Source organism: Microbacterium sp. NPDC055357 (genome assembly GCF_053644835.1).
Genome location: NZ_JBSHLZ010000003.1, coordinates 304896 through 330265 on the forward strand (window position 1 = coordinate 304896; position 25370 = coordinate 330265).

At 69.0% G+C, this 25370-nt stretch carries 19 protein-coding genes; 12 read left to right on the plus strand and 7 right to left on the minus strand.

Translation table 11 applies throughout. The features are described from left to right. Nucleotides 1-136 precede the first annotated feature (136 nt). Together ACWICD_RS06795 and ACWICD_RS06800 are read right to left on the minus strand one after the other, a co-directional pair. A complete protein-coding gene (locus ACWICD_RS06795) occupies nucleotides 137-751 on the minus strand; it encodes a PadR family transcriptional regulator (RefSeq protein WP_376130034.1) in 615 nt (204 codons plus the stop codon). Beyond that, the gene (locus tag ACWICD_RS06800) at nucleotides 751-1608 is read right to left on the minus strand and encodes a DUF4097 family beta strand repeat-containing protein (protein WP_376130031.1); all 858 of its coding nucleotides are present in this window, start codon (nucleotides 1606-1608) and stop codon (nucleotides 751-753) included. Before ACWICD_RS06800 ends, ACWICD_RS06795 begins: the two co-directional genes overlap by 1 nt. Before the next feature lie 148 nt (nucleotides 1609-1756). On the opposite strand from ACWICD_RS06800, the gene ACWICD_RS06805 reads away from it, so the two are divergent. Next, nucleotides 1757-2521, plus strand: coding sequence for a MerR family transcriptional regulator (locus ACWICD_RS06805; RefSeq protein ID WP_376130028.1), 765 nt, complete (start codon nucleotides 1757-1759; stop codon nucleotides 2519-2521). 85 nt (nucleotides 2522-2606) lie between these two features. Here ACWICD_RS06805 and ACWICD_RS06810 read toward each other — a convergent pair whose 3' ends face one another. Next, entirely contained in the window at nucleotides 2607-2771 is a 165-nt protein-coding gene (locus ACWICD_RS06810; protein WP_179520274.1) for a hypothetical protein, read from the minus strand. Between the two features lie 205 nt (nucleotides 2772-2976). On the opposite strand from ACWICD_RS06810, the gene ACWICD_RS06815 reads away from it, so the two are divergent. The 4 genes from ACWICD_RS06815 to ACWICD_RS06830 all read left to right on the plus strand — a co-directional run bounded on the left by ACWICD_RS06815 (nucleotide 2977) and on the right by ACWICD_RS06830 (nucleotide 11034). Continuing rightward, nucleotides 2977-3246, plus strand: a complete 270-nt coding sequence (locus ACWICD_RS06815) for a DUF7218 family protein (protein ID WP_454139734.1) — start codon at nucleotides 2977-2979, stop codon at nucleotides 3244-3246. Nucleotides 3247-3251: 5 nt separating this feature from the next. After that, a complete protein-coding gene (locus ACWICD_RS06820) occupies nucleotides 3252-4238 on the plus strand; it encodes a DNA topoisomerase IB (protein ID WP_376130022.1) in 987 nt (328 codons plus the stop codon). A gap of 136 nt (nucleotides 4239-4374) precedes the next feature. Next, nucleotides 4375-7764 (plus strand): efflux RND transporter permease subunit, encoded by a 3390-nt coding sequence (locus ACWICD_RS06825; protein WP_376130019.1) that lies wholly within the window; start codon nucleotides 4375-4377, stop codon nucleotides 7762-7764. A gap of 1170 nt (nucleotides 7765-8934) precedes the next feature. After that, nucleotides 8935-11034 (plus strand): DEAD/DEAH box helicase, encoded by a 2100-nt coding sequence (locus tag ACWICD_RS06830; protein WP_454139735.1) that lies wholly within the window; start codon nucleotides 8935-8937, stop codon nucleotides 11032-11034. A 40-nt stretch (nucleotides 11035-11074) separates the two neighbouring features. Here ACWICD_RS06830 and ACWICD_RS06835 read toward each other — a convergent pair whose 3' ends face one another. After that, nucleotides 11075-12337, minus strand: coding sequence for a glycosyltransferase (locus ACWICD_RS06835; RefSeq protein WP_454139736.1), 1263 nt, complete (start codon nucleotides 12335-12337; stop codon nucleotides 11075-11077). A gap of 48 nt (nucleotides 12338-12385) precedes the next feature. After that, entirely contained in the window at nucleotides 12386-13453 is a 1068-nt protein-coding gene (locus tag ACWICD_RS06840) for an Rv2578c family radical SAM protein (RefSeq protein WP_454139737.1), read from the minus strand. 121 nt (nucleotides 13454-13574) lie between these two features. Between ACWICD_RS06840 and ACWICD_RS06845 the strand changes: the two genes are divergently transcribed. Next, nucleotides 13575-14807 (plus strand): D-alanyl-D-alanine carboxypeptidase family protein, encoded by a 1233-nt coding sequence (locus tag ACWICD_RS06845; protein ID WP_454139738.1) that lies wholly within the window; start codon nucleotides 13575-13577, stop codon nucleotides 14805-14807. A 160-nt stretch (nucleotides 14808-14967) separates the two neighbouring features. Then, nucleotides 14968-16131 (plus strand): acyl-CoA dehydrogenase family protein, encoded by a 1164-nt coding sequence (locus ACWICD_RS06850; RefSeq protein WP_454139739.1) that lies wholly within the window; start codon nucleotides 14968-14970, stop codon nucleotides 16129-16131. A 9-nt stretch (nucleotides 16132-16140) separates the two neighbouring features. On the opposite strand, the gene ACWICD_RS06855 is transcribed toward ACWICD_RS06850, so the two are convergent. Together ACWICD_RS06855 and ACWICD_RS06860 are read right to left on the minus strand one after the other, a co-directional pair. Next, complete coding sequence (locus tag ACWICD_RS06855; RefSeq protein WP_376130001.1) at nucleotides 16141-16983, minus strand: energy-coupling factor transporter transmembrane component T; 843 nt, start codon at nucleotides 16981-16983, stop codon at nucleotides 16141-16143. Then, the gene (locus tag ACWICD_RS06860; protein WP_454139757.1) at nucleotides 16980-18812 is read right to left on the minus strand and encodes an ABC transporter ATP-binding protein; all 1833 of its coding nucleotides are present in this window, start codon (nucleotides 18810-18812) and stop codon (nucleotides 16980-16982) included. The genes ACWICD_RS06855 and ACWICD_RS06860 overlap by 4 nt, the downstream gene beginning before the upstream one ends. 252 nt (nucleotides 18813-19064) lie before the next feature. On the opposite strand from ACWICD_RS06860, the gene ACWICD_RS06865 reads away from it, so the two are divergent. From ACWICD_RS06865 to ACWICD_RS06885, 5 genes are read left to right on the plus strand one after another with little or no spacing between them, the layout of a single operon-like run. Then, entirely contained in the window at nucleotides 19065-20015 is a 951-nt protein-coding gene (locus tag ACWICD_RS06865; RefSeq protein ID WP_376129998.1) for a MaoC/PaaZ C-terminal domain-containing protein, read from the plus strand. Between the two features lie 52 nt (nucleotides 20016-20067). Beyond that, nucleotides 20068-21429, plus strand: a complete 1362-nt coding sequence (locus ACWICD_RS06870) for an MFS transporter (RefSeq protein WP_376129995.1) — start codon at nucleotides 20068-20070, stop codon at nucleotides 21427-21429. Then, entirely contained in the window at nucleotides 21426-22418 is a 993-nt protein-coding gene (locus tag ACWICD_RS06875; RefSeq protein ID WP_454139740.1) for a hypothetical protein, read from the plus strand. The genes ACWICD_RS06870 and ACWICD_RS06875 overlap by 4 nt, the downstream gene beginning before the upstream one ends. An 11-nt stretch (nucleotides 22419-22429) precedes the next feature. Next, nucleotides 22430-24121, plus strand: coding sequence for a thiamine pyrophosphate-binding protein (locus ACWICD_RS06880; protein WP_454139741.1), 1692 nt, complete (start codon nucleotides 22430-22432; stop codon nucleotides 24119-24121). Between the two features lie 25 nt (nucleotides 24122-24146). Further along, nucleotides 24147-25364 carry a CaiB/BaiF CoA transferase family protein gene (locus ACWICD_RS06885; protein ID WP_376129986.1) on the plus strand — a complete coding sequence of 406 codons (1218 nt, stop codon included), beginning with the start codon at nucleotides 24147-24149 and terminating at the stop codon, nucleotides 25362-25364. Nucleotides 25365-25370: the final 6 nt, after the last annotated feature.

Consider the following 25370-nt stretch of genomic DNA (forward strand, 5'->3'; position numbering starts at 1 on the left):
CCTTTGCTCCCCCCCCCCCTCGCGAAGGCAACCCTGTTTCCTTCTAGCATCAAACAACACACGCGGGGATAGCCCTTGTGGGCACCCCGACGCTCCCCTCCGCCCCGATGCAGTCTCACCGGTATTGGGTACGGGGTCAGCGGTCGAGGGCGCGGGTGAGGGTGCGAGCGGCGTCGTCGATGGCGCGTTCGAGCTCATCGACGACGGATGCCGCGAGCTCACCGCCCCGCGCGACGTGCGAGCGCACGTCGCTGCGCACGCGTCCGCGGAATGCGCTCACGAGCGCGTCGGCGCGGTGCAACTGCTCGCGGCTGCGACTGCGCACGTCATCCGACGGCGCGGGGGGTGCAGACTCCGCCTTCTGGCGCTCCTGCTTGCTCGCCGCCGCGAGGTCGGCACGCAGGCTCTTCATCGCTTCGCGCACACTGCCGCGCACTTCGTCGGCGATGAGGCGCACGCTGTCGGCGAGGCCCTCTTCGATGCCCTGCAGGTCGTCGGCGCGAGCGGCGACCTCGGCGCGGCCGGCCGGGGTGATCTCGTAGACGGTCTTGCGGCCGTCGACGGACTTCGTGACGAGCCCCTCCTCCTCGAGCTTCGCCAGGCGCGGATACACCGTGCCCGCACTCGGGGTGTAGGTGCCGCCCGTGCGGTCGGACAGCGCCTGCATGATGTCGTAGCCGTGGCGCGGGCCCTCATCGAGCAGGTTGAGCAGGTACAGGCGCAGGTCGCCGTGCGAGAAGACGGGGCTCATCACCACTCCTCCTCGTCGGCGCCGGCGGCATCCGTCTGCACGCCCACCCGCCGCAGCACCGTCAGGTCGCCCGAGACGGAGTTGGCGCGGATGTCGACGAACGTGCCGCTGAGCTCGCCGGTCGAACCGGTGAAGTTCGTCGCGGGACCCGTCTTCTGGCCGGAGCGCACCGTGCCGTCGATCTGCACGCGTCCGCTGACGCTGCGCACGACGTAGTTCGCGGCGAGGCCGTCGTCGAGCCGGATGGTCGCGTTGCCCGAGATGGTGTTCAGGTTGACGGTGTGGATCGCGCCATCGGGGTCGACGAAGACGGCCCCCGAGACGGTGTCGATCGTCACCTTGCGCAGCGCGCCCGTCACGGCGACGTCGCCCGAGACGCTGTTCGCCGACAACGACCCGTCGAGGCCGCGCAGCTGCACATCGCCCGAGACGGCGTTGACCGTCACGTCGCCGGTCAACCCGTCGACGATGATGTCGCCGGAGACGGTGTTCAGTCGCGCATCGCTGTCGAGTCCGGTGACGAGGGCGCTCGCCGACACGACCCCGAGGGTCAGCGCGATCGAGCGGGGCACGGCGACGCTGATCTCGGCCTTCGGGCCGCCGTCGCCGAAGTTGCGGAACACTTCGAGGAAGTTGTCCCAGCGCAGCTGCGGATGGTCGATCTCGACGGTGCCGTCGGTCACGTCGATCCGCAGATCCTTGACCGTGACGCTGTGCACCTCGATGCGGACACCGGGCTCGTCGTGCGCGACGACGTCGATCTGGCCGCCGACGAGTCCGATCTTGAGTGCGCGCACCGTCTCGATGTCGATGACGCGCGTCTCGCCGGGGTGGACGACCCACTTCTCGTAGTCCATGCTTCCTCCAGGTTTCATCTCGCGATATATCGCGTGCCGCGACAGTAACACGATATATCGCGTCATGCCGAGGAAATTCAGGGAACATCCACTTGACCTTGACGTTACGTCAACCTTTAGCGTGGGTCACACGAAGACAGGAGAGCCCATGGAGTGGTCGATCCAGCAGATCGCCAAGCTCGCCGGCACGACGAGCCGCACGCTGCGTCACTACGACCAGCGGGGGCTGCTCGCGCCCTCGCGCATCGCATCGAACGGCTATCGCCACTACGACGAGAGCGCCCTCGTGCGACTGCAGCGCATTCTGCTGCTGCGCGACCTCGGGCTCGGGCTGTCCCAGATCGCCCAGATCCTGCAGCGCGAGGGCTCCGAGGAGGCGGCTCTCAAGAGCCATCTCGCCTGGCTTCGGCAGGAGCAGGAGCGGCTGGCGCGACAGATCGCGTCGGTCGTATCGACCGTGACGGCATTGAGAGGGGGTGAACAACTCATGGCAGAGAAGATGTTCGACGGCTTCGACCACACGAAGTACAAGGACGAAGTCGAACAGCGCTGGGGCGCGGATGCTTACGCGGCGGGCGATGCCTGGTGGCGAGCGCAGGACGACGCGGCGAAGGCCGCGTGGATGCGACGCGTCTCCGACCTCAACCGCGACTGGATAGCGGCCGCGCACAGCGGTGCAGCGCCCGACAGCGACGAGGCGCAGGCGCTCGCGGAGCGCCACGTCCAGTGGCTGAGGTCCGTGCCCGGCGCACCGACGGCTCGCGACACGATCCGGGGCTACGTGCTCGGCCTCGGCGAGATGTACGTCGCCGACCCGCGATTCGGCGCGAACTACGCGACGGATGCCGGCGGGTCGGCCGGCGCCGAATTCGTGCGCGATGCGCTGCGCGTGTACGCGGACGCGAATCTCTGAGCCGAGAGACGACGGATGCCGCAGACCAGACCGGTCTGCGGCATCCGTTCTCTCAGCGTCGCTGCCCCGACAGCGCGACGCGAACTTATGTGCGGCGGCTGCCGCTGATGAGCCGGAACAACAGGGCGATGAGCGCGATGACTCCGACGATCAGGGCGACCCACAGCAGCCAGCTCAGGGCTTCACCGAGTCCGCCCACGATGGCGAGCACGATCGCGACCACGATGATGATGATCAGCGCGATGTTCATGGAGAGTCCTCCTTCTCTGAACGGCACGATCTGATCGCACCGCGTGCTTGAGCACGTCTCTACCATGGCACTCCCGTCGCGAACGTCGACAGGGGTTGCACCCCGGATTCTTATGGTGCTAGTGGGGTCGCGGCGCACGGGTGTCAAGCCCCTGCGCCCGCCCACGGCGTCCGCGTACCGTTCGAGGCACGACGAAGGAGGAGCCATGCCCCGAGGACGCGGATCGAACAGTCTGAAGAAGCCCGAGCTCTACGAAGAGCTGCGCGACGAAGGAGCCTCGAAGGAGAAGGCCGCCCGCATCTCCAACGCCGCGGCCCGCGACGGCGCGAAGGAAGTCGCCCGGCGCGGGGGCAAGGCCGGCGACTACGAGGACTGGACGGTCGACGAGCTTCGCAAGCGCGCGAAGGAGCTGGGCATCACCGGGTATTCGGGCAAGCGCAAGGCGGAGCTCATCTCGATGCTCCGCAACCACTGACGGCGGTGGCGGATCGACTCATCCGGGTGCGTCCCGACGAGGACCCCGGACTGCGTCGCGTGCGCTCCGGTTCCGGCTTCAGCTACGTGCAGGCGGACGGGCGGGCGGCGACCGGCGCCGACCGCGAGCGCATCTCGCAGCTCGTCATCCCGCCGGCCTGGCAGGACGTCTGGATCTCCGCGGAGCCGTTCGGCCACATCCAGGCGGTGGGGACGGATGCCGCGGGCCGGCGCCAGTACGTCTATCACTCCGCGTGGCGGGTTCGACGCGACCGCGGGAAGTTCGCCCGTGCGCTCGCGCTCGCGGCCGCGCTGCCGAGCGCGAGGCGGCGCGTCACGGTGGCGCTGCGCGCCGACGAGCTGGACCGCGAGCGCGTCCTGGCCGTCGCGTTCCGACTGCTCGACACGGCGGCACCGCGCGTCGGCTCGACCCGGTACCTCGACCGTCACGGCAGCCGGGGGCTGACGACCCTGCAGCGACGCCACGCCGTCGTCGAGGAATCCGTCGTGACGCTCTCGTTCCCCGGCAAGAGCGGCAAGCGGGCGCTCCTCGAGATCGCCGATGACGACCTCGCCGTCGTGATGCCCCTGCTCGTCGAAGGGCGGCCGGGTGCGGCCCTGCTCGCCTACCGGCACGGCAGGAGGCGCGTCGCGCTCCGCCCGGGTGACGTCAACGACCATGTGCGCGCCCTCACGGGCGGGCGCTTCACGGCGAAGGACTTCCGGACGCTCCGCGGCACGATCCTCGCCGCCGAGGCGCTCGCGCGGATCGGGCCGGCGGCGACGGCCCGAGAGCGCAAGCAGGCCGAGAAGCTCGCCGTCGACGCGACGGCCGCCGCGCTGGGAAACACACCCGCTGTCGCCCGGGGGAGCTACATCGATCCCCGGGTCTTCTCGGCGTACGGGCGCGGAGAGCTGCTCGACCTCGGCATCACGCCCGAGTCGGCGATCCGCGATCTCGTCGTCCGCGCCGCCCGGCGCCGGGCGCGGTGACAGCGATCCGCGCTGTCGGCGGAGGCTCAGAAACGCCGTGGGATACTGAGCCGGATACGTTCTCGTATCCGCAGCGCCGGCTCTCGCAGCGCGAGTATCGCGCCGCGGCATCCTTCACGATCACGCAAGGGCCCCCGTGTCGAACCTCGCCGTCCTGAGCTTGAAGAACCGCGCGCTCATCGCGCTCATCACGATCGTCGCCGCGATCTTCGGCGGGCTCGCGCTGACGAGCCTCAAGCAGGAGCTCATCCCGTCGATCGAGTTCCCGGCGCTCATCGTCGTCTCGGCCTACCCCGGCGCGTCGCCCGAGGTCGTCAACAACGACGTCTCCACCCCCATCGAAGCGGCGATCCAGGGGGTTCCCGGCCTCGAGACGACGACGGCGACGAGCACGACGAACGCGTCGATCATCCAGGCGTCGTTCTCGTACGGCACGAACCTCGCCACGGCCGAACAGAAGATCGCTCAGGCGATCAACCGCGTACAGGGTCAGCTGCCCGACGGCGTCGAGCCCAACGTCATCTCCGCGAGCATCGACGACTTCCCCGTCATCCAGCTCGCCGTGACGGGCTACGACGACGCAGAGACGATCCAGGCGCGCCTGGAGTCCATCGTCATCCCCGAGCTCGAGGACGTCGACGGCGTCAATGCCGCCGAGATCGTCGGCGGGATCGGCCAGCGCGTCACGATCACTCCCGACCAAGCTGCGCTCGCCGCCGCCGGCTACACGCAGCAGGCGATCACCGACGCCCTCGACCAGAACGGCGTGCTGTTCCCCGGCGGCGACGTCACCGAGGCCGGGCAGACGCTCACGGTGCAGACCGGCACCAAGATCGACTCGGTCGAGCAGATCGCCGCGCTGCCGCTCGTGCCCTCTTCGGCCGACCAGTTCGCCGCCGGTCAGCGCACGATCGGCGATGTCGCTTCGGTCGTGCAGGACCAGGACCCCGTCACGTCGGTGTCGCGCGTCGACGGCGAGCCGGCGCTCACGATCGCGGTGACCAAGCTGCCCGCAGCCAACACGGTCGACGTGAGCACGGGTGTGCTCGCGGTGCTCCCCGCACTCGAGAACGACCTGGAAGGGGCCGAGTTCACGGTCGTCTTCGACCAGGCGCCCTACATCCAGGAGTCGATCGACGCGCTCGCGAAGGAGGGCCTGCTCGGCCTCGTGTTCGCCGTGCTGGTGATCCTCGTCTTCCTGATGTCGGTGCGTTCGACGCTCGTGACGGCGATCTCCATCCCCACGAGCGTGCTCATCACGTTCGTCGGCATCCAGGCGCTCGGCTACTCGCTCAACATCCTCACGCTCGGTGCGCTCACGATCGCGATCGGACGCGTCGTGGACGACTCGATCGTGGTGATCGAGAACATCAAGCGGCACTACGTCGGTGACGCCGACAAGAAGCGCTCGATCCTGATCGGTGTGCGTGAGGTCGCCGCGGCGATCACCGCCTCGACGGTCACGTCGGTGGCCGTCTTCCTGCCGATCGCGTTCGTCGATGACGTCACCGGCGAACTGTTCCGGCCGTTCGCGCTCACCACCACGATCGCCATGCTCGCCTCGCTCTTCGTCGCGCTCACGATCGTGCCGGTGCTCGCCTACTGGTTCCTGCGTCCGGGCACGCAGATCCTGGATGCCGCGGGCCGGGCGATCGACCCCGAAGACCCCGCCGCCCCGCCGAGCCGACTGCAGAAGTCGTACCTGCCGGTCCTGAACTGGACGCTGAAGCACTCGTGGACGACGCTTCTGCTGGCTGTCCTCGTGCTCGGCGGCACGGCCGCCGCAGCGCCGTTCATGAAGACGAACTTCCTCGGGGACTCCGGCCAGAACACCTTCACGATGACGCAGAGCATCGGACCGGCGGCATCGCTCGAGGCGGAGTCTGCGGCAGCCGAGCAGGTGGAGGCCGTGCTCGCGGACATCGAGGGCATCGAGACGGTGCAGGTGTCGATCGGGTCGAGCGGCTCCGCGCTGCGTGACGCCTTCGCCGGCGGCGGCACCGGCGTGACCTACTCGATCACGACGAACCCCGGCGTGGACCAGGTGCTCCTGCGCGAAGACGTCCAGGATGCCATCGCCGATCTCGAGGATGCGGGTGAGATCACGATCGCCGCGAGTGGCGGGGGCTTCGGGTCGAGCGACATCGCCATCGACGTCACGGCACCGGACAGCTCGACGCTGCAAGAGGCCACGGATGCCGTCGTCGCTGCGCTCGCCGGAGGTGAGGGCCTCGGTCAGGTGACGAGCAACCTCTCCGCCTCGCTGCCCTACATCGCCGTCTCGGTCGATCGAGACGCCGCGGCATCGCTCGGCCTGTCCGAGGTCGCCGTGGGCGCTCTGGTGTCCAACACGATGCGTCCGCAGCAGGTCGGCTCGGTCGAGATCGACGACACGTCCCTGACGGTCTTCCTCGCCGCCTCGCAGACCCCCGCGACTCTCGACGAGCTGCGCGCCCTCGAGGTGCCGACCGCGGTCGGGCCGGTTCCCCTGTCCGAGGTCGCGACCGTCCAGGAGAGCGAGGGCCCGACCTCGATTACGACGCAGCGCGGCCAGCGCACCTCGACGGTGACCGTCACGCCGTCGACCGATGATCTGACGGCGGCGTCGGCCACCGTCACGACCGCGCTGGCCGACGCCGACCTGCCGGCATCGGCCGACGCGTCGCTGGGAGGCGTGGTCTCGCAGCAGGCGGATGCCTTCTCGCAGCTGGGTCTGGCTCTGCTCGCGGCGATCCTCATCGTCTACATCGTCATGGTGGCCACCTTCAAGTCGCTGCGACAGCCGATCCTGCTGCTCGTCTCGGTGCCGTTCGCGGCGACGGGCGCGATCCTGCTGCAGATCGTGACGGGCGTGCCGCTGGGTGTGGCATCCCTGATCGGCGTTCTGATGCTGATCGGCATCGTCGTGACCAACGCGATCGTGCTCGTGGACCTCGTCAACCAGTACCGCGAGAAGGGGCTGACCGCGCGCGACGCCACCGTCGCCGGAAGCTCGCGACGCCTGCGTCCGATCCTGATGACCGCGCTCGCGACGATCTTCGCGCTGACGCCGCTGGCCCTGGGGATCACCGGTCAGGGCGGGTTCATCTCGCAGCCGCTCGCGATCGTCGTGATCGGCGGCCTGATCTCGTCCACCGTGCTGACGCTGCTCGTGCTGCCGACCCTCTACAACCTCGTCGAGGGCGCGAAGGAGCGCCGCCGTGCGCGACGCGGCGAGCCTGTCGTCGTCGGCGCATCGACCGCCGACGCACCCGCGACGCGTCGCGAGCGTCGCCTGCAGGAGGCCGCCGCCGCGGGGGGAGTCTCAGCCATCGCGGTCGCTGAGCCTGCCGACGCGTCGTCGTCTCGCGAGTCCGACGCTACGTCTCCCGCGCGTGAGCTCGAGCCCGAGAGCGGGCACGAACAGCAGCCCGCAGCCGCAGACGTGCCCGAGCCCGAGCACGAGCCAGGTTCCGCGGGTGACCCGACGGACGACGCCACGACGACCGGCGACGCAGCTGAGGAACGGCCGGCGCGCGAGGACTGATGCGCTCGCGCGTCGACGGCTTCGACGGACGAACGGCGCGGATCGGCGCGGGGTAGGTCGTCAGGATGTTCTCGCGCGGCGAAGAGCGGGCGACGAGCGCGGGGGATGCGGCATCCGCGGTCTCGTCGTCCTGCGCGCAGATCGCACGCGGAAGGCCCAGCAGCCAGACGCCCATCGTCGAGAAGGCGAGCGATTCGTAGAACGCGAGCGTGATGAGACCCGCGGCCAGCACGACCATGCCCGTTGCGAGCAGGATCACCCCGACCACGGCGAAGCGGCGGAATGCGTTCGACAGCGCGCGGCAGCGCAGGCCCGACGCGACGAACGAGAGGAACGACAGGGCGAGACCCGTCGCGGCGATGTCGTGCAGGATCGAACTGACCGGGATCGGGATCAGCCCGACCATCATCATGTGCGCGCCGGCTGACGAGATCGAGCAGCGGATCCACATCGCCCGGCGCTGCGAGATCCGCTCGGGCAGGTCGACGCCGATCACGATGCCGTACACCGTGAGGAGCAGGCCCGACACGATCACGGTCGCGTTGAAGGCGCGCGCTGAGAAGTCCTGGAACGTGCCGAGCTGTGAGTAGTGCAGGTGCCACCAGTACGGGTCGCTCGTCGTGAGGATCGCCACGGCGACCCCCAGCACGAGTGCGCCGGTCGCGAGTGTGCCGAGGCGGTGCGACCCCGAGACGCGCAGAGCGGGTCGCTTCGAAGGGGCCCCCGACATCCCGATGGCGGCCAGGGCGACAGGTCGGGGTGTCTCCGAGAGCAGATAGGTCATGAAGTTACCGTGGGTAGCGGCAACGCCTCGCACGTGTACACCCGACCTCCCCCAGGCCCGGCTCGTGCGCGGAGCATGCCGGTGGCTTAAGTTCTCCCCAGCTGACGGCAAGTCACCGACCTTTCATAGGGTAATGGGTGTAAGAGGCGTTCGGTGAACAGTGATCTTTCAGCCGATGACCGGTAATGTTGACAAGTCGGCTTCAGGACGCCGCGCCGTGTTCATCGCACGCGCGGATGGGTTTGTGAGTCCAAAGGGGCCGATGGTGAGCGTCGATCGACGCGCATGACCATCACTGAGAATGGCCCCCGGCCGACGGATGTCCGGGTTCGCCCGCGCGCTGCGCGGGCGCTGTTTCGTGCGAGAAAACCCACAAGGACATCATCATGCCTAAAAACAAGAAGCCCGCCGGCGGTCGCCCCGCCAAGAACTTCGAGCCGCGCTACGGCGAGAAGAAGAAGGGGTCGTACCAGGATCGCAAGCGCCGACCGGATGCCGCCGCTCCCGGCCGTGCCAGCGCGAACAAGCCCGGCAGCAAGAGCCCCCACCACCGCGGATATCGTCCCGCCGAGACCGACGCGGCCGAACCGAAGCGCCGCTGGTCGGCGCAGGAGAAGGCCGGCCGCGACGAGGCTCGCGGCATCCGCACGCACGCGCGCAGCGATCGTCCCCGCTTCGACGAGGACCGGCCGCGGCGCGACGAGCGAGCCCGCTCGGACCGGCCCACGTACTCGCCGCAGGGCGGATCGCGCTCGTTCGACCGCAACGACCGGGATGCTCGCGGCACCGGCCGCCCCGCGGCACGTACCGAGCGCCCCGCCGGTGACCGCGACCGCGGTCGCCCGCCGTACGCCGACCGGGTCGACCGCACCGAACGCCGCACGCACGGCGACGCGCGCCCGTCGTACCGCCGCGAGGAGCGTCCTCGGTTCGACCGGGATGACCGCGGCCCGCGCCGGGAGTCGGGCGAGCGTCCTCGGTTCGACCGGGATGACCGCGGCCCGCGCCGTGAGTCGGGCGAGCGTCCTCGGTTCGACCGGGATGACCGCGGCCCGCGCCGTGAGTCGAACGACCGAGCACCGTACCGATCGCAGGACCGGACGCGTTCGTCCGACCGCAGCTTCGGCGGCCGTGACGCGGGTCGCCCCGCGCCTCGCGCCGACCGTCGCGACGACCGCCCTCGCCGTGGCACGGACAACCGCCCCGGTCGCTCGGACTGGACGGCCAAGCCCGCGCGCGACGAGCAGCGGGTCGATGTCGTGCACGAGCGTCTGCAGGCCGAGGCACTGCAGGCCGGCGACGTCGCCGATCTGACGTTCGGCGACCTCGGACTCGGCGAGAACATCGTCCGCGTCCTCGCCGAACTGGGCGCCGCGCGCCCCTTCCCGATCCAGGCCGCCACGATCCCCGCCGTTCTCGAGGGTCGCGACGTGCTCGCGCGCGGACGCACGGGCTCGGGCAAGACGATCGCCTTCGGGGCGCCGCTGGTCGAGAGCGTGCTGCGCAGCCAGGCCGGCAAGCGTCGTGAGTTCGCCCGTGCGCCGAGGGCACTCATCCTCGCCCCGACGCGCGAGCTCGCACTGCAGCTCGACCGCACGATCCAGCCGATCGCCCGCAGCGTGGGCCTGTTCACGACGCAGATCTACGGCGGCGTGCCGCAGGCGCGTCAGGTCGGTGCGCTCCGCAAGGGCGTCGACATCGTGATCGGCACCCCCGGTCGCATCGAGGACCTCGTCCAGCAGGGCAAGCTCGATCTGTCCGACATCTCGATCGCCGTGCTCGACGAGGCCGATCACATGTGCGAGCTCGGGTTCCTCGAGCCCGTGCAGCGGATCCTGCGCCACACCGCCGAGGGCAGCCAGAAGCTGCTGTACTCGGCGACCCTCGACCGCGAAGTCGCGGCGCTCGTCGACGAGTTCCTCGTCGAGCCCGCCGTTCACGAGGTCGCCGGAGAAGACCAGGAGTCCTCGACGATCGACCACCGCGTGCTCCTCATCGACCACCGCGACAAGGCCGAGATCCTCACGTCGCTCGTCGACCGCGAGGGCAAGACGCTCGTGTTCGCGCGCACGCGTGCGTACGCCGAGATGCTGGCCGAGCAGTTCGATGATGCGGGCATCAACGCCGTCGCGCTGCACGGCGACCTCAATCAGGCCAAGCGCACGCGCAATCTCCACCGGCTCACGTCGGGCCGCGTCAACGTGCTCGTCGCGACCGACGTCGCCGCACGCGGCATCCACGTCGATGACATCGATCTCGTGGTGCAGGCCGATCCGCCGGACGAGTACAAGACGTACCTGCACCGCTCGGGCCGTACCGGCCGCGCGGGTCGTGCCGGCAACGTCGTGACGCTCATCACCCGTCAGCGCCGCCGTCGTATGACCGAACTGCTCGATCGGGCCGAGATCGAGGCGCCCTTCGACGAGGTGCGCCTGGGCGACGATCTCCTCGAGGAGATCTCCGGCCGGCAGGCGGTTCCCGAGTAGGCCGCGACGTCGCCGTCGAACGGTCGCAGCGTGACGGCGATCAGGACGCGAAGAGCGTCTCGAGCAGCTCCGCAGCGCGCGGGGCGCCGCCGAGGCTGTTGAGCTGCTGCGCGACTCGGCCGGCGGCATCCTGGAACGCCGGGTCGTCCATGACACGGTCGTAGCCGTCGGCGATCTTCGCCGCCGACGGGGTTCCGGTCCGCAGGTTCACGCCGGATCCCGACCACGCCACGCGCGCGGCGATCTCGGGCTTGTCGAGATCGCCGCCCGCGATCACGAGCGGGACGCCGTGCGAGAGTGCGGCGAGGGTGCCGCCCCACCCGCCGTTCGTGATCATGGCCTCCAGGCGCGGAAGCAGCGCCGAATACGGAAGGACTCCGGCGACGCGCACGTTCGGCGGCACGGGGAAGGGCAGCTCGACACGATTCCGGATCCCGGTCGAGACGACGACGAGCACGTCGCGGTCGGCGAGGGCCTCGACAGCCGGGCGAATGAGGTCGGCGGGGTCGATGTTCTGGGTGCCTTGCGACACGTGCACGACGCGTCGTGCGTCCAGGTCACCCCACCAGGCGGGTACTTCGCCCTGCGAAAGCGCCGTGAGGCGCCCGACGAAGTGGACGTGCGCGGGTCGATCCGTGCGTGCGAAGTCGAGCAGCGGGGCGCCGCTGGCGACCACGAGTCGTGGTGAGAACACGACACGATCGAAAGTGCGTCGCGACGGAGCCAGCCCGACGCGTTCGCGAGCGCGCGCGAGCGGGCGGCGCAGGGGCAGCGACAGCAGGGGCACCGCGGCGCGCAGTACCGAGTCTCGCGTGCGCACGATGGCCGTGCGGCCCGGTGCAAGGCCGAGTCCGCTCGGCGGTCCGGACGGAGCCGCCATGTTGAGCGGCAGCACCGATACGGTCGCCCACGGCACACCGCTCCGTTCGGCGAACAACACAGCGCCGACCGATACGTCGTCGCCCGCCATCGCGTCCCACGGCTCGCGGTCCCACTCCGCCTGGAGGTCGTCGACCTGCTCGGGCGCCGTGCCGATGAACACATCGGTGATGTTGATGAAGACCTGGCTGAGGCCCTTCTTTCCGATCAGGCGGGGGAATGTGCTCTGCAGATCGTTCTCGTCGAAGTCAGGCGCTTTCCGCCACGGCAGCAGACGCGCACCGGTTGCCGCCACCTGGTCGGCGAAGGCGGGACCGGTGTAGACCCGCACGTCGTGGCCCCGTGCAGAGAGCGCGTGCGCGACAGAGCACATCGGAGCGACGTGCCCCGTGAAGGGGGCGGCCGAGAGCAGTATTCGCGCCATCGGGTCCTCCGCGACCATTGTCGCGCGTGCCGGACGGTTCGTACAGACTCAGAAGAGCATCGCCGGGGCGGCTTCGGCCGCGCGGCCACGGGTCGTCGTGACGACTCGTGACCGTGTGGCCGCCGCCGACGGCGCGGACCTGCGTGGCGTGGCTTCTTCGTCGTGTCCGTCAAGGCCGTGCACGCGCATGAGCGGACGCACGCGCTTGGCGAGCCACGCGCGATAGGCCTTCGGCGCGGTCGTCGATGCCCCTGGATACAACCCGCGATACGCCGACACGAGATGCGGATGCTCGCGCTCGAGCCAGCGGAAATACCACTGCTTGGCGCCGGGCCGCAGGTGCAGCGCGCCGAAGACGACACGTACGGCACCGGCATCCTTGATGCGTTGCAGAGCATCGTCGATCGCCGCCACCGAGTCAGTCAGGTGGGGCAGGATCGGCATGAGGAAGACGGTGACGCGGAACCCCGCGGCGGTCGCGGCGCGCACGGTCTCGAGCCGCGCCGTCGCCGACGGTGTGCCGGGCTCGACGCTGCGCTGCAGGGTGTCGTCGAAGACGGCGATCGACATCGAGATCGACACGTCGACGGATGCTGCAGCCTCGGCCAGCAGCGGCAGATCACGGCGCAGCATCGTTCCCTTCGTGAGCACCGAGAACGGCGTGCCCGAGTCCGTCAGCGCCGAGATGATCCCGGGCATGAGTCGGTACCTGCCCTCCGCGCGCTGATACGGGTCGGTGTTGGTGCCGAGAGCGACGTGCTCTCGGTTCCACGAGCCGCGCGCGAGCTCTCGCCGCAGCACGTCGGCGACGTTGACCTTGACGACGATCTGCGAGTCGAAGTCGCGCCCCGCGTCGAGGTCGAGATACTCGTGGGTGCCCCGCGCGAAGCAGTAGCTGCATGCGTGACTGCAGCCCCGGTAAGGGTTGATCGTCCAGTCGAACGGCATCGCCGAAGAGCCCGGAACGTGGTTGAGGGCGCTTTTGCACAAGACCTCGTGGAAGGTCATGTCGGCGAACTCGGGTGTCGTCACGGATCGGACGAGCCCGTTGAGCTGCTCGAGACCCGGCAGGGCCGCGGCATCCGGTACGCCCAGTTCCTGCCCTTGCCATCGCATGCACCTATGGGAACAGAACTACGAAACTATGTCAAGCGAACACGCGCGAAGATTCGAAGTGCCGCGCCGACTCGCGCAACGACTGGCCCCGAGGCCCCTCGGCGGGGGAGAATAGGAGGCGGTGCCCGATTCCGAACAGTCCCCCCTGATGCATCGCGCCGCGCACGCGGCAGGCGATGGCGCCGCCGCGCCCGGGCGGCTCTCCGACGAGATCCCGCTCACGCGTCGAGCGCTGCGCGAAGCTCGCGATGCAGCATCCGCGTCGTCGCAGACCCCGCCGATCTTCAAGGCCTCGCTGCCTCCGCTGCCCCCTGTCGCGGCGCGCCCGGCGCCCCTGCTCCCCGGCCGCCGCCGCCGTGCGCCGATCCGTCACGCGCGGATGAGCCACGCCGTGCAGGCCTCGGTCAGCGCGGCTCTCACGGTCGCCAGCCTCATCGTCGTGGGCTCGGCGTCGGCGGTCACCGTCGCGCTCGCTCCGGCGCCGGTGGCGATCGTCGCCGACGAGGCCGTCGCGGACACGCTCGGGGAAGTGCGCATCCAGGCCCTGCCCGGCCTCGGGGCGCTGCCGCTCACGGCCGAGGCGTTCGCTCCGGATGAGACCTCCGTCATCGTGCGCGATGTCCCCGACCCGTGCGGCGAACCCGCCGTGCTCGCCGCTATCGCGGCCGGAGACGAGACCGCGGCGATCACCGCGGCGGGCGGCGCGACGGTGTTCCGTGACGCTGTCGCGTCGGGTCTGGCTCCCTGCATCCGTCTCGACGACCCCGCGCGCACGTGGCTCGTCGTCGACAAGGCGCGACCGTTCGTGCCGATCGACTACGCCCCCGAAAGCCTCGCCGTGCCCGCCGGCATGCGAGACCTCGGCGGCGGCGAACTGCGTGCCGAAGCCGCCGAGGCGATGACGCACATGGCCGCCGCGTCGATCGCGGGCGGGGCGGGAGAGATCGGCGTCGCCAGCGCCTACCGCTCGTACGCGACGCAGATCGCGACCTATGAGCACCACGCGCGCGTGCGCGGTGGCGACCAGGCCGATCTCGTGAGCGCGCGTCCGGGATACAGCGAGCACCAGTCGGGCCTGGCGGCCGACGTCGTGCCGTGCGCCGAGACGTGCGGCACGATCGACGATCTCGCCTCGACGACCCAGGGGGAGTGGATCGCCGCGAACGCGTGGCAGTACGGCTGGGTCGTGCGCTACGAAGAGGGCGGCACCGACGTCACCGGGTACCTGTCCGAGCCGTGGCATCTGCGTTACATCGGCGTGGAGCTGGCCCGCGAATACCACGAGGGCGGCTGGCGCACGCTCGAGGAGTTCTTCGGACTCCCGCCCGCGCCGCACTACGACCACCAGCACTGACGCCGGGTGGAGGCATCCGACAAAACGAGGTACCGAGTACCGCGAAACGTGGGATGCGATGTCACAACGATGGCTTGACGACGGATGCCGCGGCTAGACTCGCCTGCGGCGACGAGGCCTACCAGGCCCGCCTTTTTTGGCTCACGAAAGGACGCAGCTCATGGAACGCGACATCTACGACGAGGACCACGAAGCCTTCCGCGACGTCGTGAAGGAGTTCGTCAAGCGGTACGCGACCGAAGAGAAGCGCAAGCAGTGGGAAGCCGACGGCGAGATCGACCGCGCGACCATGCTGGCGGCCGGCGAGGCGGGCATCATCGGCCTGTCCGTTCCCGAGGAGTTCGGCGGAGCGGGGATGCTTCAGGACTACCGCTTCCGCTCGATCGTGCTCGAGGAGACGATCGGCGCGGGTCAGGGTTCGCTCGCGGGCGCGTTCGGCATCCAGGACGACCTGGCCGTGCCGTACATCGTGCACATGGGCACTCAGGCGCAGAAGGAGAAGTGGCTCCCCGGAATGGCCACCGGTGAGATCCTCGGTGCGCTGGCGATGACCGAGCCCGGTGCCGGTTCGGACCTGCGCGGCATCAAGACCACCGCGAAGAAGGTCGACGGCGGCTACCTCGTCAACGGTGCGAAGACGTTCATCTCGTCGGGCAAGACGGCCGACATGGTCGTGACCTTCGTCAAGACGGGCGAGGGCAACCGCCCCGACGCGTTCAGCCTGCTGATCCTCGAGGACGGCATGGAGGGCTTCGACCACAGCCGCAAGCTCGAGAAGATGGGCTTCCACGGGTGGGACACCGCCGAGATGTCGTTCGTGGATGTGTTCGTTCCCGAAGAGAACCTCATCGGGGGCAAGGAAGGCCTCGGCTTCATCCAGCTCATGATGAACCTGCCGCTCGAGCGCCTCTCGATCGGCGTGGCCGCCGCAGCGGCCGGTGAGGCGGCATTCGTGTGGACGCGCGACTACACGCTCAGCCGCGAGGCGTTCGGCGAGCGCATCGCCGACTTCCAGAACACCCGCTTCACGCTCGCCGACATGGCCACGACGGTCGACGTGATGTGGGCCTACGTCGACCGGGCGATGCTGCTCTACAAGGACGAGAAGCTCACGGCCGAAGAGGCCGCGAAGGTCAAGTTCTGGACCACCGACCGCGAGGCGGAGCTGCTCGACGTCGGCGTGCAGCTGCACGGCGGCTATGGCTACATCACCGAGTACCCGATCGCCCGCGCCTACCTCGACGCCCGCGTGCACCGCATCTACGGCGGCACGAACGAGATCATGCGCGACCTCGTCAGCCGGCAGATCGTCGGCAAGCGCTGACACGAACCGCTACCTGAGGACGGCGGCGCCGACGAAGAGCGCCGCCGAGACCGCCCAGAACAGCACGACGAAGACGGTGTCGCGCGTTCGCCACGGCACGAGGTGCCGCTCGGTGCGGTCGCGGTGGGCGCCGAAGGCGCGCGCATCCATCGCGAGGGCGACGCGTTCGGCGTGCCGGATGCCGCCGGCCATGAGCGGCACGATGTAGCCGAACCACCGTGCGAGCGCCGCGAACGGGCCGCGTCCGCCGTGCGCCCCGCGCACACGGTGCGCCTGCCGGATCACGTCGAGCTCGTGCCCGAAGCGCGGCACGAAGCGGAAGGCCGCGAGCGCCGTGTAGCCGATGCGGTACGGCACGCGCAGCTGTTGCACGCTCGCCCGCACGAAGTCGGGCCCCGCCGTCGACAGGCCCGCGAGCAGGGTGAGCGCGATGATCGCGGCGAGCCGGAGTCCCGTCGCGAGACCGATGAGCAGGGCGCCCTGGTACATGGTCCAGTCGCCGATCCGCCAGGCGATCGGGGTGTCGGAGACCAGCGCGGCGTCCGCCCACACCGCGAACCCGAGCGCGAGCGCGAGGGTCGCGAGCGGGATCGCGAGCACGAGCATGCCGACGAGACGGGGCGTGAAGCGCACGCCGACCAGGAGGAGGGCGTACGCCAGCCCGAGGAACACCGCGGGCGTCGCGAGGTCGCGCACGAAGACGAGCACGACGATGACCGGCAGCGGGGCGAAGAGCTTCGCCAGCGGGTTGAGGCCGTAGAGGAATCGCAGGGGCGACGCGGCGACGCGCTCGGCGTACGGGTCGAAGCGGCCGCCGGGTGCGACCGTGAGGACGGGCCCCGTCGCGCTCATGACGAACCCCCGTCGGGAAGGTCGGCCAGCCGTGTGATGCGCGAGAGTTCGGGATGCCGCGTGAGCCCGCGCAGTGCGCGGCGCAAGGGCGGCGGGCGCAGCCCCGCGCGCTCGAGCAGTTCGTCGTCGGCGAAGACGTCGGCCGTGGGTCCCGCTCGGAGGACCCTCCCGTCGCCGATGACGACCGTGCGGTCGGCGTATTCGGTGACCAGCTGCATGTCGTGTGTCACGACGAGGATGGTCGTTCCCTCGGTGTTGAGTTCGCGCAGAAGGTGCAGCAGTTCGTCGGCGCGGGCACGGTCCTGTCCGAAAGTGGGCTCGTCCAGCGCCAGCACGGGGGCGCCGGCCACGAGAGCGGTGCCGACGGAGAGGCGGCGCTTCTGACCGCCCGACAGCAGGAAGGGGTGCGTCTCCGCCCGGTCGGCGAGACCGAACCGCTCGAGCAGGGCGAGGGTGCGTTCGCGCACGTCGGTGTCGGGCAGGCGTCGCAGGCGCAGTCCGTGCGCGATCTCGTCGTACACCGAGTGGGCGATGAACTGGTGCTCGGGGTTCTGGAAGACGAAGCCGACGTGCGACGACAGGGTGCGGACGTCGGCGCGGGCGACGTCGAGGTCGCCGATCCGCACGGTGCCGCGCGGGGGCGGCACGACGCCGGCGATCGCCTGCAGCAGCGTCGTCTTGCCCGCGCCGTTCGCGCCGACGATGGCGACGAACTCTCCCGCCGCGACGTCGAGGTCGACGCCGTGCAGCACCTCGGTGCGCCCCCGCCGCACGGCGAGCCCCCGCACCTGGATCAGTCCACCCTCGGCCTCTGAGCCCGCCGGAGGGTCACCCCGCCGCGCCCCGGTCCCTGAGCTCGCCGAAGGGTCGTCCCGCTCACGTCGCCCGGTCCCTGAGCTCGCCGAAGGGTCGTCCCGCTCACCTCGCCCGGTCCCTGAGCTCGCCGAAGGGTCGTCCCGCTCACCTCGCCCGGTCCCTGAGCTCGCCGAAGGGTCGCCCGCCCCGAGTGCGGCCGCCAGCTCGTCGGGCGTGAGCGGCAGCGGGTCGAGCGCGTATCCCGCGCGGCGCAGCTGCAGGGCCGCGAGCGCCGACACCGGCAGCCAGACGCCCATGTCGTGCAACTCGTCGGCGCGGTCGCGCAGCACGGCGTCGACCGATCCGTCGGCGACGACGCGTCCGCCCTGGTCGAGCACGACGACGCGGTCGACGAACCCGATGGCGGCGTCGAGGTTGTGCTCGACGAGCAGGATGGCGCGATCTCCGGCCGCGACGAGTTCGGCCAGCGCCGCATAGACCTCCTCGATCCCGCGCGGATCGAGGTTGGCGGTGGGTTCATCGAGTACGAGCAGGGGCGAGCCCATCGCCAGTGCGCACGCGGTCGCGAGGCGCTGCCGGCCGCCGCCCGAGAGCTTGTCGGGGTTCTCGGTGCGCCGCTCCCACAGGCCGACCCGGCGCAGCGCGTCTTCGGCGCGCGCGAGGACTTCGCCCACCGGCATCCGCAGGTTCTCGGGTCCGAAGGCGACTTCGTCGAGCAGCGTTCCCGTGACCAGCTGTGCGTCGGGATCCTGGAAGACCATGCCCACGTGCGTGCTGAGCTCGGCGACCGTCGCATCGGTCGTACGCAGCCCGGCGACCTCGACGTCACCGGTGAGTTCGGCGGGCACAGCGTGCGGAATCAGGCCGTTGAGGGCGAGCGTCAGCGTCGACTTGCCCGATCCGCTCGGGCCCAGCAGCAGCACGACCTCACCGCGGTCGATGTCGAACGACGCGGATGCGGGAAGCGCGATGTCCGCACCCTCGTGCCGGATCGCGAGGTCGCGCACGCGCACGAAGGTACGACGGCCCGATACCGCGGCGCCCGTGGGGCGCGAGGCATTTGGTTCGTATTCGGGAAGGGTCACCGATGGTCCAGGTTGAGCGGTGGAGCTTCCAACGTAGTCGACCCCTACCCAGCGGCGGCAGCTGTGGCGGTGACGCCCGGCTAGGGACTGAGGTTTGACAGTCGGAATAACCTAGGGTTACTCTCAGTTGTCTAGTCGTATAGACAAATAGCTCATTCTGTTCACAAGGAGAGGCTGACGATGATGTCGCTGAAGGAAGCCCGATACGAGCTTGTCGAAGTCCCCGAGCCGATGGGGCCGGTATCGCAGCTCATCGACCGCCGGTTTGTACTCGACTACGCCTATGCGCAGGACGACTTCGGCGATTGGTACTTCGTAGACTCCCCGTTCGGTGGCCCGGTCGGACATCCTCTCGTGCTCGCGAACGAGCTGCTCTTCCTCTTCTACGACAAGTACGACGGCAACACCGCTCAGGGGCTGCATACGCACGAGCTTCTGCGATTCCGCTCGCCCGTCCGCGTCGGTGAGACGATCACAGTCGAGGGAGGCTACACCGACAAGTACGAGCGCCGGGGACAGGGCTACGTCACCCTCGAAGCGACGGCCCGCGGTGAGGACGGTCGCGTGCTGGTCGAACACGTGGGTCGCGAGATCATGCGCACGGTCGCAGGCGACGTCGTCGGCAAAAGCCGCTCGGCGAGCGGGGAGCGTCATCGCACGGTGCTGGGCACCGTCGACGATTCGGTCCCTGCGATCACCGTTGCCGCGCACGGACTTCCCGCGCGCGCTGCACTGCCGGGCCGCACAACGTCGTTCACTCAGGATCAGATGTCGGTCTTCTCCTGGGCGGGCCGCGGCTTCAGCAACGTCCACACGAGCGTCGAGAAGGCAGCTCTGTCCGGCCTCGACCGCACGATCGTCCAAGCACAGCAGCAGACCGGGCACATCGTGGCGAATCTTGTCGATGTGTTCGGCGCAGCGTGGTTCACCTCGGGTGAGCTCGACCTGCGCTTCATCTCGCCCGCATACGTCGGCGACGTCCTCACGACGAGCGGTGCTGTCGTCGGCGAGGACTCCGGCCGGCTCGAGGTCGAGGTGTGGGTCGACAAGTCGGACGGCACCCGCACCGCTGTCGGCTGGGGGTCCGCCCAGATTTCCGACGACCCCGCTCGTCCCACCACTCTGCTGTGACCCGCGCAGCAGGTATGACCGCCGAACGATCCCGTATGACGAAGGAGTCAGCATGACACAGCAGAACGCGGCCGCGGCGCCGCACGATCAGGCGCAGCGCACGAAGCTCGCGCGCCGGGCCGCCGTCGCGAGCCTCGTCGGCACCGCCGTCGAATGGTACGACTACTTCATCTTCGGCACTGCGTCGGCACTCGTCTTCGGCCGACTGTTTTTCCCGAGCGACGGCGACCCCATCTACGGCACACTCGCGGCCTTCGCCGTGTTCGGTGTCGGATTCTTCGCCCGTCCGCTCGGCGGAGTCGTCTTCGGTCACTTCGGCGACAAGTTCGGACGCAAGGCAGCCCTCATCACGACGCTGATGATGATGGGCATCGCCACCTTCCTGATCGGTCTTCTGCCGACGACCGACCAGATCGGCATCCTCGCCCCGATTCTGCTGGTGTTCCTGCGCCTCGTGCAGGGGTTCGGCGTCGGCGGTGAGTGGGGCGGTGCGGCACTCGTCGCGGTCGAGTACGCCCCCGAGGGTAAGCGCGGCGCCTACGGTAGCTTCCCGCAGATCGGCAACGCGATCGGTCTGGTGATGTCGACCACGATCTTCGCCCTCGTCTCGATGCTGCCCGACGAACAACTCTTGAGCTGGGGCTGGCGCGTTCCGTTCCTCTTGAGCATCGTGCTGATCGGTGTCGGACTCTTCATCCGCTTCAAGCTCACCGAGACCCCGACGTTCCAGGCGGCGCAGGAAGAGCTGGAGGCGAAGGCCGAAGCGGAGAAGCCGAAGGAGCGCATGCCCCTGGCAGAGCTGTTCCGCCGTTTCAAGAAGCCGCTCCTGCTCGCGATGGGGATGCGGTTCGGCGAGGCGGTCTTCGGCTACATCATCCTCACGATCGGCCTGACCTTCGCCACGAACTATACGAACATCGATGGAACCAACGTGCTGTGGGCCTCGACGATCGCGGCGGCGATCGCGATCTACACGTACTACTTCTTCGGCAAGCTCAGCGACAGGATCGGACGTCGTCCGGTGTTCATTCTCGGCTCCGTCGTCGGAGCGCTCGTGTCCTTCCCGTTCTTCTGGATCCTCGCCGCCGACAACATCGTCCTGATGTACATCGCGTACGCGATCGCCTATGCGATCGGCGTCGGGGCGGTGTACGGGGTCGAGCCGTCGTTCTTCTCCGAGCTGTTCGGCACGAAGGTCCGCTACACGGGAGTCTCGCTCGCAGCGCAGATCCCGTCGGTCCTCATCGGGCTGTGGCCGTTCGCGGCGACGGCGATCTTCGCCGCGACGGGCGGAGATCCGTGGCCCATCGCACTGATCACGGTCATCGCGCTGATCATCGGAGGCTTGTGCGCATATCTTGCTCCCGAGACCAACAAGGCCGACATGACCAAAGTGGGAGAGGAGAAGCCGTGACCAGCATCCACCGGGATCTGACCGACCCCGCACGCGCCTTCGAAGTGGACGACCTCGAAGCCGGCCTCAAAGAGCCCGAGTTCGAGAACCTCGAGATCCCCGAGAGGCTCGGCCCCGTGACGGTCCGTGTCGACGACCACAAGATCAAGCGCTTTGCCTTCACGCAGGATGACTACCACCCGTGGTACCTCGATGCGAGCCCGTTCGACGGATGCCGTATCGGCCACGCCGCGCTACTCGGCAACGACCTCGTGCAACTGTTCACGACGGTGTATGCCGCGAGCAAGGTCGTCGGACTGCACACCGAGGAGCAGCTGTGGTTCGACTCGCCGGCATTCCTCGACGAGGAGGTGACGCTCGAGGGCACGTACACCGAAGCCTACGAGCGTCGCGGACAGGGCTACGTCGTCATGGAGGCCACCGCGACTGGCGCCGATGGGCGAAGCATCCTGCGCCACCGCGGTGTCGAGATCTTGCGCACCCGGCCGGGCGATGTCGCGGGACGCGGTAGCGCGACCCCCGCTCAGCCCGAGGAGCGCGTGACGGGCACGGTGCCCGCGGACGCGCCTGCCTTCGATCCGGATGCGCCCGCTGCCGGTCAGGTTCTCGCCCCACTTGAGAAGACCTACACGACCGAGCAGGCCGCGGTGTTCTCTCGTGTCGGCGAGTACGTCCGCAACATCCACAATGACCTCGACCTGGCTCGCGCGGGTGGCCTGCGCGTGCCGATCGTGCAGGGCCAGCAGCAGTTCGGCGCGCTCGCCGAGATGATGACCCGCGCGTTCGGCGCCGTCTTCTTCGAGGGCGGATGGCTGCGCATCAAGTTCCTGAAGACCGTCGACGTGCATGAGCCCATCGAAGCCAGCGGCGTCGTCACCGCGGTCGCCGACGGCCGCGTCGAACTGCAGGTGTGGGTGCGCAGGGCCGATGGAGCCCTGAGCGCCGCGGGGTGGGCGAGTGCGCCGCTTCCCGACCGATACCGGAGATGAGAGAGAAGACCATGACCGAGAAGATCACCGGCGGACAGCTGGTCGTGCAGATGCTCGAATCGCTGGGGGTGACGAAGGTGTTCGGCGTCGTGGGCGGGCAGACGCTCGCCATCACGGATGCCATCATCGACACGCCGTCGATCGAGTTCGTCCACACGCGGCACGAGAATGCGGCGGCCGTCATGGCCGACGCTTATGGACGCCTCACGGGTCGCCCCGCGGTGGCGATCTCGACGACCGGTCCCGGCGCGACCAACCTGCTGACCGGCGTCGGCGGGGCATTCCGCGACTCGAGCCCCGCGATCATCATCACCTGCAACAACAACGGCGAGAACATCCACAAGGATGACGCGCAGAACGCCGATCACGTCGAGATCTTCCGGCCCTTCGTGAAGTACGGCCGTCTCGTCGCCCACGCGTCGAGCATCAAGCAGGCGATGGAGGAGGCGTACATCAACGCCATGACGGGCAACCCCGGCCCCGTGCACCTCGACTTCGCGCGGGACACGATCGAGCTGCCTGTCGAGAACTCGCCGGCCGTTCCCGCCGTGCATCCCGCGCGCTCCTGGGTCGGCACGCGCCCCGTCGCCGCCGCCGATGAGATCGCGACCGTGGCGGCGCGCGTGCTCGCCGCCGAGAAGCCGGTCATCTGGGTCGGCAACGGCGGCAATCGGGGGCAGGCGTCGGAGGCCGTGCTCGCCCTGGCGGATGCGCTGAGCATTCCCGTCATCACGACGTTCAACGGCATGGGAGCCGTGCCGACGACGCATCCGCTGGTGTTCGGCGCGCTCAGTCGCATGGGCACGAACCTCACGACGCGAGTGATCGGGGACGCCGACCTCATCCTTGCTCTCGGCAACAGCCTCAACGCCGTGTCGACGACGCGCTGGCGCCGCCAGCTGCCCGAGATCGTGCAGGTCGACATCGACCCGAGCATGATCGGGCGATACTATGCCGAGGTCACGACGGGCGTCGTGGGCGACCTCGCCGCTTTCGCGACCGACCTCATTGCGGCGACCGTCGACGAGGCGGCGGCAACTCGCGAGGGTCGCGCCGAATGGATCTCGGAGCTGCAGCAGGCAGAACGCGACTGGTGGGCGCTCTCGGACGATCTCGCACCCGAGAACTCGGACGTCGTCTCGCCTGCCGTCGTCGTGCGCGCTCTGCGCGACGTCACACCCCGCGATGCCGTTCTCATCCCCGACGCGGGCAACCCCGGCGTGTGGTCGTTCCTGTGGGAGATGGACGTGCCGTACCGCTACATCAAGCCCGTCGGATTCGGCAACATGGGCTTCGCCCTCCCGGCCGCGATCGCCTCCGTCGTCGACGATGCGTCCCGGCCCGTGCTCGCGCTGATCGGCGACGGATCTCTCGGGATGAGCCTCGGCGAACTCGAAACTCTCGCGCGCGTGGGCGGACCCGTCGTGATCGTCGTGCTAAACGACTCCAGCTACGGAAACATCCGTCAGGAGCAGGTGCTGCATTTCGACGGACGCACGATCGGCGTCGACTTCCACGAAGTCGACTTCGCGCAGGTCGCCCGGGGCATGGGCTTGGATGGAGTACGGGTGACCGAGGTCGACGGCCTCGTGACCGCCGTGCGCGACGGCTTCGCATCGGGCAAACCGGTCGTGGTCGATGTCGTGCTCGATCGCGCGGCGAACGCGTGGACCTATCCCGCGTTCGTGCCGCACGGTTCCTGAGACGCGCGGAGAGCAAGGAGACACTGTGACGACGCAGCAACAGACGACGGAAGGGACCGCTCCCGGTCCCCTCACAGGGGTGAAGGTCCTCGACCTATCGCGCTTCATCGCGGGTCCGCTGTGCGCGCAGATCCTCGCCGACTTCGGAGCGGAGGTCGTGAAGATCGAGCGTCCCGCCGGTGAGGACTCGCGCCACCACGGCCCCTACTGGCAGGGCGAGAGCATTTACATGTTCCTGTACCACCGCAACAAACAGGCCGCGACGCTGGACACCCGGCATCCGCGTGCTTTGGAGATCCTCGAGGATCTCGTGCGCTGGGCTGATGTCGTGATCGAGAACTTCCGTCCCGGGACGATCGAGCAGATGGGCCTGGGTTACGAGCGGATGAAGGAGCTCAACCCCGACGTCATCCTCGTCTCGATCTCTGGCTTCGGCCAGACCGGCCCGGATTCCCGTCGAGCGCTGTTCGACGCGATCTCCCAGGCGTCTTCGGGGCTTATGAGCATGACGGGTGAGCCCGATGGCAAGCCGACGCTGTCGGGCACTTACATCGCGGACTACACGACGGGCTATCAAGGTGCGATCGGCGCTATGGCGGCACTCATGCACCGCGATCGCACCGGCGAGGGTCAGCTCGTCGACATCGCCAGCTTCGACACAATGTTCTCCGCGCTCGGAACGCGGCTCATCGCAGAACTCATGCTCGGCCTCGAGATGCCGCGCTCGGGCTCGCGCGACCTGCTGACTGCGCCCGTGAACGTGTACGAGGCCGCTGACGGACCGATCTACATCCAGGCGGGAACAGCCTCGCTCTTCCCGAAGCTCTGCGCCGTCATGGCGCGTGACGATCTCGCCGCCGACGAGCGGTTCGCGACGGTTGAGGGCCGGATGGCCCAGCAGGACATGCTCGAAGGCATCATCCAGGAGTGGGCCGCTGGTCTCGAACGCGACGACATCGCGGCTCGGTTGGACGAGGCCGGCGTGCCGTACGCGAAGGTCGCGAGTGTGCGCGAGGTGTCCCAGTCGCCGCAGATCGCTGCTCGCGGCATGATCGCCGAGGCGGAGCATCCTGTTCACGGCACGATCCGGATGCCGGCGAACCCGATCCACATGGAGAAGAGTCCTCCGACCGTACGCAAGGCGCCACCGAGTGTCGGCGAGGATAACGTTCACGTCTACCGCGATATCCTCGGCTTCGACGAGGGCGAGATCGCGAAGCTCAGGGAGGAGGGAGCGATCTGATGCAAC

What these genes read in the sequence shown, in the direction of transcription:
- ACWICD_RS06795 (WP_376130034.1), bottom strand. Translation starts at nt 751, where the DNA reads ATGAGCCCCGTCTTCTCGCACGGCGACCTGCGCCTGTACCTGCTCAAC.
- ACWICD_RS06800 (WP_376130031.1), bottom strand. Translation starts at nt 1,608, where the DNA reads ATGGACTACGAGAAGTGGGTCGTCCACCCCGGCGAGACGCGCGTCATC.
- ACWICD_RS06855 (WP_376130001.1), bottom strand. Translation starts at nt 16,983, where the DNA reads ATGAGCGCGACGGGGCCCGTCCTCACGGTCGCACCCGGCGGCCGCTTC.
- ACWICD_RS06840 (WP_454139737.1), bottom strand. Translation starts at nt 13,453, where the DNA reads ATGCGATGGCAAGGGCAGGAACTGGGCGTACCGGATGCCGCGGCCCTG.
- ACWICD_RS06815 (WP_454139734.1), top strand. Translation starts at nt 2,977, where the DNA reads ATGCCCCGAGGACGCGGATCGAACAGTCTGAAGAAGCCCGAGCTCTAC.
- ACWICD_RS06835 (WP_454139736.1), bottom strand. Translation starts at nt 12,337, where the DNA reads ATGGCGCGAATACTGCTCTCGGCCGCCCCCTTCACGGGGCACGTCGCT.
- ACWICD_RS06805 (WP_376130028.1), top strand. Translation starts at nt 1,757, where the DNA reads ATGGAGTGGTCGATCCAGCAGATCGCCAAGCTCGCCGGCACGACGAGC.
- ACWICD_RS06830 (WP_454139735.1), top strand. Translation starts at nt 8,935, where the DNA reads ATGCCTAAAAACAAGAAGCCCGCCGGCGGTCGCCCCGCCAAGAACTTC.
- ACWICD_RS06870 (WP_376129995.1), top strand. Translation starts at nt 20,068, where the DNA reads ATGACACAGCAGAACGCGGCCGCGGCGCCGCACGATCAGGCGCAGCGC.
- ACWICD_RS06810 (WP_179520274.1), bottom strand. Translation starts at nt 2,771, where the DNA reads ATGAACATCGCGCTGATCATCATCATCGTGGTCGCGATCGTGCTCGCC.
- ACWICD_RS06850 (WP_454139739.1), top strand. Translation starts at nt 14,968, where the DNA reads ATGGAACGCGACATCTACGACGAGGACCACGAAGCCTTCCGCGACGTC.
- ACWICD_RS06865 (WP_376129998.1), top strand. Translation starts at nt 19,065, where the DNA reads ATGATGTCGCTGAAGGAAGCCCGATACGAGCTTGTCGAAGTCCCCGAG.
- ACWICD_RS06880 (WP_454139741.1), top strand. Translation starts at nt 22,430, where the DNA reads ATGACCGAGAAGATCACCGGCGGACAGCTGGTCGTGCAGATGCTCGAA.